Here is a 9,283-nt window from a genome sequence, read left to right on the forward strand (position 1 = left end):
CAAGAACGCAGATTGCCGTGCGTTTGAGGCTCACATCCAGTCCAACATAATACCCCATCGCTGCTCTCCTTTCAGCGTTAACCGCCTCAAGCATCGAAGCTCAGCGGCGGAGCAGCAACCGATCATGTATGGGATGTATTAGGCCATCCAGCACGGCGGTGCGGCCCTGTGCAGCGTCAAACGGCCCCTCTCGTCGATGTGGGCGTGCTCGCCTTTATACTCGAACTGCGGGCGGAATAACGCACTGTTTGGCAGACGGACGTGCATGTAATCCTGCATCGGAAGATCGCCGGGCGTCAACGATGGCGCATGCGGCCGCAAGATCAATGCAAGACCTGAACAGTCCTCATTCTCTATCTACTGAGAATGCGGCGCAGGTCGCTTGCTTCCGATGACGCGTCGAACACCAGCTGCGCCTCGATGTGGCGCAGATGTGCCTCAAGGAGGTCGCTCGCCTTTGTCCCGTCGCCCATCCGGATTGCCGAGGCAATTTCGCCGTGCTCCTCGTCTTGGCAGAGGACATGGGTCGAGCCCGCAAAGAAGCCGATGATGAGAGAGCTGCGCATGATCAGTTCGCGCAGGAATTCGGCCAGAACATCGTTCTGTCCGATCTTGGCCAGAACCATGTGGAACTCCCCTGAAAGGCGAATTGCCCGGGCGCGGTCTCCGTTCCTGCGGGCCATGACCTCGGCCTGCACCACCTCGTCCAGTTCGGCGAGATCCGCGTTCGCGGCATGCTGCGCTGCGTTCCGCGCCAAGGTCTTCTCAATGGCCCGGCGTGCTTGGAAAACGTTATGCGCCTCGGGCTGGCTGGGGACGCGCACGAAGGCGCCGCGGTTCCGCCTCAATTCGACCGTCTTGCGGGTAGCCAAGATGACAAGAGCACGACGCACATCCGTTCGGCTGCAGTCATAGATTTCGCAGAGTTCCGGCTCGCTGAGCTTGGTGCCCGCACGCAGCCGCCGCTCGAGAATAGCCTCGATCACCCCGTCGACGATCCGGCTTTCCGCATTCTCTGCCATGAAATTGTGTTCGCTCCTTGCCTGCTGAAATGGAAACTATGTCGCCGTTTCGGGCAGCACAAGAAGTCGTGCGACTGCCCAAATAGAAATCGTTGACACATTGCATCCGAATCGTCGACGATTAGTAAATAGAAGCAAGCCGGAGGCGCTCATGAAAATCCTTCTCGTCAATCCCAACGCGACAGCCTCGATGACCGACAAGATTGCCGCCAGTGCCCGGCGCGTGGCCGGACCAGGGGTCGAAATCATCGCGCGAACCGGGGAAGGATCGCCCGCCAGCATCGAGGGTCACTATGACGAGGCCATGTCGGTGCCCGCGCTGCTGCGCCATGTCCGCGAGGGCGAGCAGGAGGGGGTGGCCGGCGTTGTGGTGGCCTGCTTTGACGATCCTGGCATCGGTGCCTGCCGTGAACTGGCCACTGGCCCCGTCATCGGCATTGCGGAGGCTGCCATGAAGGCTGCGACCATGCTGGCCACCAGCTTCTCGGTCGTCACCACGCTGCCCCGGTCTGTGCCCGTGATTGAGGAACTGGCCCGCCGCTACGGCGTGGACCATCAGTGCCGCAAGGTCCGGTCGGCCAGCATTCCCGTCCTGGCACTGGAAGAGGAAGGCTCGGGTGCCAGGGAGAAGGTGCGCGACGAAATCCTGCGCGCCATTCGCGAGGACAACTGCGAGGCAATCGTGCTGGGCTGCGCGGGCATGGCGGACCTGACCGATTGGCTGTCGCGCGAAACCGGGGTGCCGGTCATCGACGGCGTCACCGTCGCCCTCAAGTTCGTCGAAGGGCTCGCAGCGGTCAGCTTGGGAACCAGCAAGATCTGCGCCTACGCGCAGCCGAACCAGAAATAAGACAAAATCAACAACAGGGAAGGACAAGGAGATGTCGTCAATGGAGGATTTGGCCAGAGGCCATATCACAGAAGCCGGTCACAAGAAGGTGGGGGAGGAAACGCTTGCCCCGCAGCGCCATCGGATCATGGATCCCTGGTCCTATCTGTTCGCCTGGCTGGGCGGCTGCGTATCCATCGGGACGTTTACCGTCGGCTCGGGCCTGGCGGGCACGTTGAACCTCTTGCAGGTGTTCCTGGCCATTGCCATCGGCTGCACCGTGATCGGGGTGGCCCTGGCGATCAACGGCGCGGCGGGTCACAAATACGGCATTCCCTTCATGGTGCAGGCGCGGTCATCCTTTGGCTTTGCCGGCACGCGCCTTCCGGCCCTAGTCCGGTCAGTGCCCGCGATCGTCTGGTTCGGCTTTCAAAGCTGGATTGGGGCCGGGGCGCTGAACCTCGTGTCAGTGACGCTGTTCGGTTTCGACAACATCGTCTTCTGGTTTATCGCTTTCCAGTTCCTGCAGATCGGCCTGTCGGTTCTGGGCTTCAGTGGCATCAAATGGCTGGAAAACATCGGCTCGATCTTCATCATCGGCGCGCTGATCTACATGTTCTTCAGCGTCATCGGCAAATACGGCGACCAGATCTCAACAAACCTGTTGCAGGCCGAGGGCACTTGGGGGACGCCATTCTGGGGTGCCACGATGCTGTTCCTGGGCGTCTACAGCACGATGATGCTGAACGTGTCGGACTATTCGCGCGAACTGAAGGAAAGCGTCTCGCCGCTGCGGCAGGTGGTGATCTACGCAAATTCGATCCTGCCGGCGACCCTGTTCATGGGACTGATCGGCCTGATGGTCTCCAGCGCCACAGGCGAAGTCGACCCGATCAAGGTGTTTTCCAGCGCCGTGGACAACAAGATCCTGCTGATCATCACGCTGCTGTTCATCGTCTTCGCGCAGGTCACGACAAACGTGCTGAACAACGTGATCCCGCCAGCCTATGCGCTGATGGATATCTTCAAGCTGAACTTCAAGACATCGGCCGTTCTAGTGGGGCTGCTGGCTTTCGCAACTTTTCCCTGGGAGCTGGTCAAGGACGAGTCCGCCGCCGGGCTCAACCTGTTCATCCAAACCTATTCGGCCTTCCTGGGACCGATCTTCGCGGTGCTGGTGGTGGACTACTATGTGCTGCGCAAGCGCCAGTTGAACCTTGACCTGCTTTATGACGAGGAAGGCCCTTACAAGGGAGTAAACTGGGCCGCGATCATTGCGACGGCAGTCGGCATTGTCTTCGCGCTGATCTTTTCCGGCATCTCGTGGTATGCCAGCCTGATCCCAGCAGGTCTGAGCTACTACGTCCTGATGAAGTCCATGCCTTCGGCACGTCGGTTCCTGTCGAACTGAAACCGGACCATGCGCCCGGCCTCTTATACGAGGCCGGGCGATCACCTCTTGCAGACTTCGCTTCACTCGTCACAAGGATCAAGCCCATGTCCCGGACACACCGGCTCCGCACGGCCACCGTATCCCGCTGCATATCGCATGCCGCTGTCGCAGTGCTCTGCCTGGCTGGAACCTCCGCAGCAGAGACCACGCCTTCAGCGGACAGCCCCGCTATTGTCCTAATTAACCCCAACTCCAATGCCGCCGCGACCGAGAGCATGACGGCGCTTGCGCAGGAAGCTGCTGGCGACGAGGCTCGGATCCTCGGACGCACCAATGACAATGCTCCACGGCTTCTGACCACCCCCGAAGATATGGCCCACGCTGTTAGCGGCGTGGTCGAGATCGGCCGGCTGGCTGCCGCCGAGGAAGAGGTTGCGGCCGTTATCGTTTCCGCGTTCAGTGATCCCGGCCTTGCCGAACTGCGTGAAGCGCTGCCCGATACCGTTGTGGTGGGCATCGGCGAACAGGCCTTTCATGAAGCGGCCCGGGACGGCCGCTCCTTCGCCATCGTGACGATCACCCCCGATCCTGCGCTGATAGAGTCTTTCCGGGCCAAAGCAGAGGAACTTGGCTATGGAAAGCAGTTCAAGGGCGTCCGCGTCACGCCCGGCGACCCAAAGGAACTCGTCGAGGAACCCGAGCAACTCGATGCAGCGTTGGCCGAAGCGGTCGAGCAAGCGGTACACGAGGACGGGGCAGAAGCCGTTATCATGGGGGGCGGCCCCTTGTCTGCACCGGCCATGCGCATTCAGCCGCGCTTCGATGTTCCCCTTGTCGTTGCCGTCACAGCCGCCACAAAGGCCGCCTTGAAGGAAATTGCGAAGTAGAGGACCGGCTTTTTGCGCGAGCATCGTGGACTGCCGCAGTTGCTCGCGCAAGGTCGGCGTTCTAGCCAATTAGCGAGAGTGTCATAAACGCGACCTGTAACACTCAGGGGGCCCTCAATGCGAAAGATGCAGTACCATTCAACTGAGACTCGGCTCAGGCGAGTTCTGTAGGCCTTGATGGACACGCAACCGAAGGGCAGCCGGCGTCCGCTGACCCATCCTAATCGGACACCACTTCTCAATTTGATACTCTGACACGTTATTGGGTCCAGATCGGTAAGTCGGCTGACCGTGGATTGCACGAATGGTCATTCATGACCGCGGCGGCTTTGGCGCACCGGTCAAAACCTTTACCGTTGCGTTAAGCTGCGACCTGGCTCACGCTGACCGGTTGGTCCCGGATGCAAGCTATGTGAGCGTAGCGCCTGTCCGCAGCTTGCCTTTCCGATGGAGAGAAAGCCACGTGTCGTAGCTCTCGATGAGGCCCGCTTTGCCCCATACTCCAGCGGGGCCGGCTGCATAAATGACGCAAGTGCCAGAAAGCCTGGCGTGTAGTTGATGTCCCTTTGGGCAGGCACGCGGTAAAGGGATATCCTTGGCACCCGATACACGATGCTGACACCACGAATTAGTCGTTACCCAGTCGGCACGGACTCATCATTCTCCGGAGTGGTGGTTCATATTCTTCATGAAGGAATTTCACGGCCACATCAGTTGACACCTTCCGCCCGTCAGAGGATTTTGCATCAAGATCAAGGTGCCGGGGGAAAGCCTCGGGTAAAAGGGAATCCGGTAAGGCGGTCGCCAAGTCCGGAACTGCCCCCGCAACTGTAGGCGGAGAGCCTGTCGGAAAAGCCACTGGTGCCGAAGCCGCACCGGGAAGGCCAGACAAGGCACAGACCCGCAAGTCAGGAAACCTGCCTTGAATCGATCACCTGTTCCGGCCGCGGTGGGCGCGTCGGGAGCGGCCATCCGCAAGGTGACATAGCCGCTTCACGACATTGGTCGTGGAGAGTCATTTAGTTTCACGGCTTGTCTACTCAAGCCGCTCAGAAGGCCTGTCAGGATGAGAGAAGACCTCGCGTACTCTATCAAATGCATTCGTTTCGACGAAAATTATCGCCCTTCCGACGGGACCCGCGCCACGACCAACTTCGCCAATCTGGCCCGGGGGAGCAGGCGCAAGGACAATCTGCGCAACGCCTTCACGATGATCGACAACCGCTTCAACGCTCTGGCCCGTTGGGACAACCCGAACAGTGATCGGTACTCGGTCGAATTGGACATCATCTCAGCCGAAGTCACCATTGGCGACGGAAGTTGCATCAACGCTTTCCCGCTGATCGAAATTTTGAACCCAACGATCTGTGATCAAAAGACCGGAAAGCGGATCTGCGGCATCGCGGGAAACAATTTCTCCTCATATGTGAGAGATTATGATTTCAGCATCAGGTTGCCGCAGCACAACAAAGGCCAAGCTCATTTCAGCGCACCGGAAGATTTTGGCGTTCTGCATGGACAACTCTTCAAGTGCTTTTTGGCGTCCGCTGCCTACCGGGAGAATTTCGACAAACCGCCGGTTATCTGCCTGAGCGTTTCAGGGAGCAGGACCTATCACCGGACCGAGAACAAGCATCATGTCTTGGGCGTCGAATACCAGCAGGATGAGTTCTCGTTGACAGACCAGTATTTCGAAAGAATGGGATTGCAGGTTCGCTATTTCATGCCCGCGAACAGCGCCGCACCTTTTGCCTTCTACTTCACGGGTGACCTGCTTAACGACTACTCCCCCCTCGAACTTATTGGCACGATCAGCACGATGGAAACCTTCCAGAGGATCTACCGGCCCGAGATCTACAATGCCAATTCCCCGGCAGGACGGTGCTACCGGCCAAGCCTGACGCATCAGGACTATTCGTTGACCCGGATTGTCTACGATCGCGACGAGCGCAGCCGGCTTGCTGTTCAGCAGGGACAATTCGCCGAAGAGCATTTTATCAAGCCATACTGGAACATTCTTCAGCAATGGTCCGCCCGACACACCGCCGCCTGATCCACCGTAAAAAGGTCAATCTATCATGAACAAGTTGCTGCCCACATCGACCGCAGGAAGCCTGCCCAGACCCTCTTGGCTGGCAGAACCGGAAAAGCTCTGGTCGCCTTGGAAGCTGCACGGCGATGAACTGACCGAAGGCAAGCAGGATGCCCTGCGCGTGGTCCTGAGCGATCAGCAGCAGGCAGGCATCGACATTGTCAGCGATGGTGAGCAGACCCGCCAGCATTTCGTGACCACCTTTATCGAGCATCTGGCCGGCGTCGATTTCCAGAAGCGCGAAACCGTCAGGATCCGCGACCGCTACGATGCCAGCGTTCCGACAGTTGTCGGCGCCGTGTCCCGCCAGAAGCCTGTCTTCGTGGAGGATGCAAAGTTCCTGCGCGGGCTGACCGACCGGCCGATCAAATGGGCCCTGCCGGGCCCTATGACCATGATCGACACGCTTTACGACGCCCATTACAAGAGCCGCGAGAAGCTGGCCTGGGAGTTCGCCAGGATCCTCAACGACGAGGCGCGGGAGTTGGAGGCCGCAGGCGTCGACATCGTCCAGTTCGACGAGCCCGCCTTCAACGTCTTCTTCGACGAGGTGAACGACTGGGGCATCGCCGCCCTTGAAAGAGCCGCTGAAGGGCTGCGCTGCGAAACCGCCGTTCACATCTGCTATGGCTACGGCATCAAGGCCAATACAGACTGGAAGAAAAGCCTGGGTGAGGAATGGCGGCAGTACGAGCAGGTGTTTCCCAAACTGCAGACATCCTCGATCGGCATGGTGTCGCTGGAATGTCAGCATTCCCGTGTCCCGATGGAGCTGATCGAATTGCTCCGCGGCAAGAAGGTGATGGTCGGTGCCATTGACGTGGCGACGGATGCGGTCGAGACGCCCGAGGAAGTCGCGGATGTTCTGCGACGGGCCCTTCGGTTCGTGGATGCCGACAAGCTTTATCCTTGCACCAATTGCGGAATGGCGCCGCTGTCACGCCGCATAGCGCAAGGCAAGCTGGCTGCTCTGAGCGCCGGCGCCGATATCGTTCGGCGCGAGCTTTCGGCGTGACATGTGTCCGCACGCGGGTCTGTCTGGCATCGGCGACTGTTTCAATACGGCAGCTGCAGTGGGATTGGCTCGCGTGACCCACGCGTGGCCGATCTCCATCCAAGACGGCCCGTTTCGTTAAGAAAAGTCGTTATGACGGGCAATAAACTGCCTTAGTTTTTCTGACCGAGTTTATTTACTTCAAACTCGCAGGGTCTGAAGTGAACACGGTTGCCTGCAGGTAGGGGCAAGAAACTCTCCCTTTTCTTTACCTACCTCTCGACAGCAGATGGTGAAGTACGTGGCGTGTTCTACACCTCGGTCGACGGAGTTCTTTCGCGACGCGACGCAAAGAGTACGAAGCGGCCAACTTCCTCCCGGGGTGCCTCCTCATTCCGCTGTCCAATCCAGCCATCTCCCGATAGACTCATCACGACACATTCTGGAGACTTGCTTGGATCTCGACGAACTTTATCGCTTGTTGCGCGGATCGCATGTGCAAGCGGTGGGCGTGATGAACACGCTTCGCGACCCGCTTCTGGTGCTGGATGGCGACCTCACGGTTCTCAGCGCCAATCCAGCCTTCTATCGGGCCTTCGAGGCCAACAGCGATGACACGGTGGGTGTTCCGTTCCTGGAACTGGACAACGGCCAGTGGAACATCCCCGAACTGCGCATCCTCCTGGAAGGGGTCATTCCGAAAAGCGCCGCAATCGTCGATTACGAGGTTCAGGCAGAGTTTCCACGGGTTGGTTTCCGGAATATGCTGGTCAGCGCGCAACGGTTGCATCATCCCGAGAACGGCAAGCGCATCCTGATGCTGACGATCTTGGATGCCACGGAGCAACGCAAGGCCGATGACAAGAAGGACATTCTCATCGGTGAACTGGATCACCGCATCAAGAACCTGCTTATGGTCATGCAGGCGCTTGTTGCTCAGACTAACGTGACCGGGCGCAGCGCGGAGGAATACCGCGATGATCTCAGGGGCCGCCTCAATGCCTTGGGAAGATCCATTGGGGTCTCTCGGGCCGGGGCGTCTGCCACCATTCTTCCAGATTTGGTGCGCGCGGTCATGGAGCCCTATCTGGAGGGCGCCAGCACGCTGTCTCTGGCCGCAGAGCCGGCAGTTGTCTTGTCGGGCAAACAGGCGACGTCGCTGGGCATGATCCTGCACGAAATGGCGACAAATGCCCTGAAGTATGGCGCGCTTTCCGTGCCGGAAGGGCGGCTGTCGATCAGCTGGAGCGAAGCCTCGGACCAGGAGGGCCGAGCTGAGATCCACCTTCGATGGGAGGAAAGCGGCTGCTCAGGGGTATCGCCGCCTGAGGAAACTGGCTTTGGCACCCAGATGATTCAGTTTGCTACGGAATACGACCTCAAGGGCAGTGCGGAACTGGACTATCGCCCTGAAGGTTTGCTGGCCAAGCTGACAGTCCCCATCACAAGTAAGCACCCTCCGGAGGTCTGATGACTGGCAAGACCTCGGAAAGCTCAGATGGTGACAGCCGTCCTGTGGTGCTTGTTGTCGAGGACGAGTTCATGGTCGCGTTGGATATCCAGGCGATGCTGAAGGGCAATGGCTACCGGGCTTTGGGACCCGCCAGCTCAGTGGACGCAGCCCTGCGGCTGCTGGCCCATGAGCAGCCCGATCTGGCTGTCCTTGACGTGAACCTTCATGGACAGCCGGTGGTCCCGGTGGCCAAGCGCCTGCGAAGCCTGCAGATCCCCTTCGTGATCGCCTCGGCCTATGGCAGCTTCGATTTCGAGGACAGCGAGGTTCTGGCCGAGGTCGAGAATGTCGAAAAGCCGTTTACTGAGCGCCAACTGCTTGCTGCCATGAGACGGCTTGAGGCAACGGGATAGAGCACGAGTATCCGAGAGATGCTGTCTCGCCCGATTTGAATCATGCATGGCCGGAAATCGAAGGCGCTGATCCGTAAAGAGCCGAAGGACTGTCCGCTCAGCCATCCGCTTTCGGACGGTTTGGCTTGGGTCGTGTCTCGGAAGTGGTAGAAATTGGATGGCGGCGTAATCTCCGGGTGAACTGACACCCACCCAGCCGG

At 59.2% G+C, this 9,283-nt stretch carries 8 protein-coding genes, 1 pseudogene and 1 riboswitch; of the genes and pseudogenes, 8 read left to right on the top strand and 1 reads right to left on the bottom strand.

The window, feature by feature from the left end; genetic code table 11:
• Positions 1-353 precede the first annotated feature (353 nt).
• The gene (locus OU682_RS22595) at positions 354-1,022 is read right to left on the bottom strand and encodes a GntR family transcriptional regulator (RefSeq protein WP_268944448.1); all 669 of its coding nucleotides are present in this window, start codon (positions 1,020-1,022) and stop codon (positions 354-356) included.
• Between the two features lie 151 nt (positions 1,023-1,173).
• Between OU682_RS22595 and OU682_RS22600 the strand changes: the two genes are divergently transcribed.
• From OU682_RS22600 to OU682_RS22635, 8 genes and pseudogenes are all read left to right on the top strand, one after another.
• A complete protein-coding gene (locus OU682_RS22600) occupies positions 1,174-1,872 on the top strand; it encodes an aspartate/glutamate racemase family protein (protein WP_268944449.1) in 699 nt (232 codons plus the stop codon).
• 40 nt (positions 1,873-1,912) lie between these two features.
• Positions 1,913-3,262 (top strand): NCS1 family transporter, encoded by a 1,350-nt coding sequence (locus OU682_RS22605; protein ID WP_268944450.1) that lies wholly within the window; start codon positions 1,913-1,915, stop codon positions 3,260-3,262.
• 86 nt (positions 3,263-3,348) lie between these two features.
• Positions 3,349-4,131 (top strand): aspartate/glutamate racemase family protein, encoded by a 783-nt coding sequence (locus OU682_RS22610; RefSeq protein WP_268944451.1) that lies wholly within the window; start codon positions 3,349-3,351, stop codon positions 4,129-4,131.
• A 304-nt stretch (positions 4,132-4,435) separates the two neighbouring features.
• Positions 4,436-4,686 (top strand): annotated as a pseudogene (locus OU682_RS22615) (short-chain fatty acyl-CoA regulator family protein).
• Positions 4,687-4,869: 183 nt separating this feature from the next.
• Positions 4,870-5,070, top strand: a riboswitch (cobalamin riboswitch).
• Between the two features lie 127 nt (positions 5,071-5,197).
• Positions 5,198-6,184 carry a DUF1852 domain-containing protein gene (locus OU682_RS22620; RefSeq protein WP_268944452.1) on the top strand — a complete coding sequence of 329 codons (987 nt, stop codon included), beginning with the start codon at positions 5,198-5,200 and terminating at the stop codon, positions 6,182-6,184.
• A 25-nt stretch (positions 6,185-6,209) separates the two neighbouring features.
• Complete coding sequence (locus tag OU682_RS22625) at positions 6,210-7,238, top strand: methionine synthase (RefSeq protein WP_268944453.1); 1,029 nt, start codon at positions 6,210-6,212, stop codon at positions 7,236-7,238.
• 433 nt (positions 7,239-7,671) lie between these two features.
• Positions 7,672-8,688: an HWE histidine kinase domain-containing protein gene (locus tag OU682_RS22630; protein WP_268944454.1), complete on the top strand. Its 1,017-nt coding sequence runs from the start codon at positions 7,672-7,674 to the stop codon at positions 8,686-8,688.
• Positions 8,688-9,083, top strand: coding sequence for a response regulator (locus OU682_RS22635; protein WP_268944455.1), 396 nt, complete (start codon positions 8,688-8,690; stop codon positions 9,081-9,083). Before OU682_RS22630 ends, OU682_RS22635 begins: the two co-directional genes overlap by 1 nt.
• Positions 9,084-9,283: the final 200 nt, after the last annotated feature.

Origin of the sequence: Paracoccus benzoatiresistens, assembly GCF_026913015.1 — a bacterium.
GTDB lineage: Bacteria > Pseudomonadota > Alphaproteobacteria > Rhodobacterales > Rhodobacteraceae > Paracoccus > Paracoccus benzoatiresistens.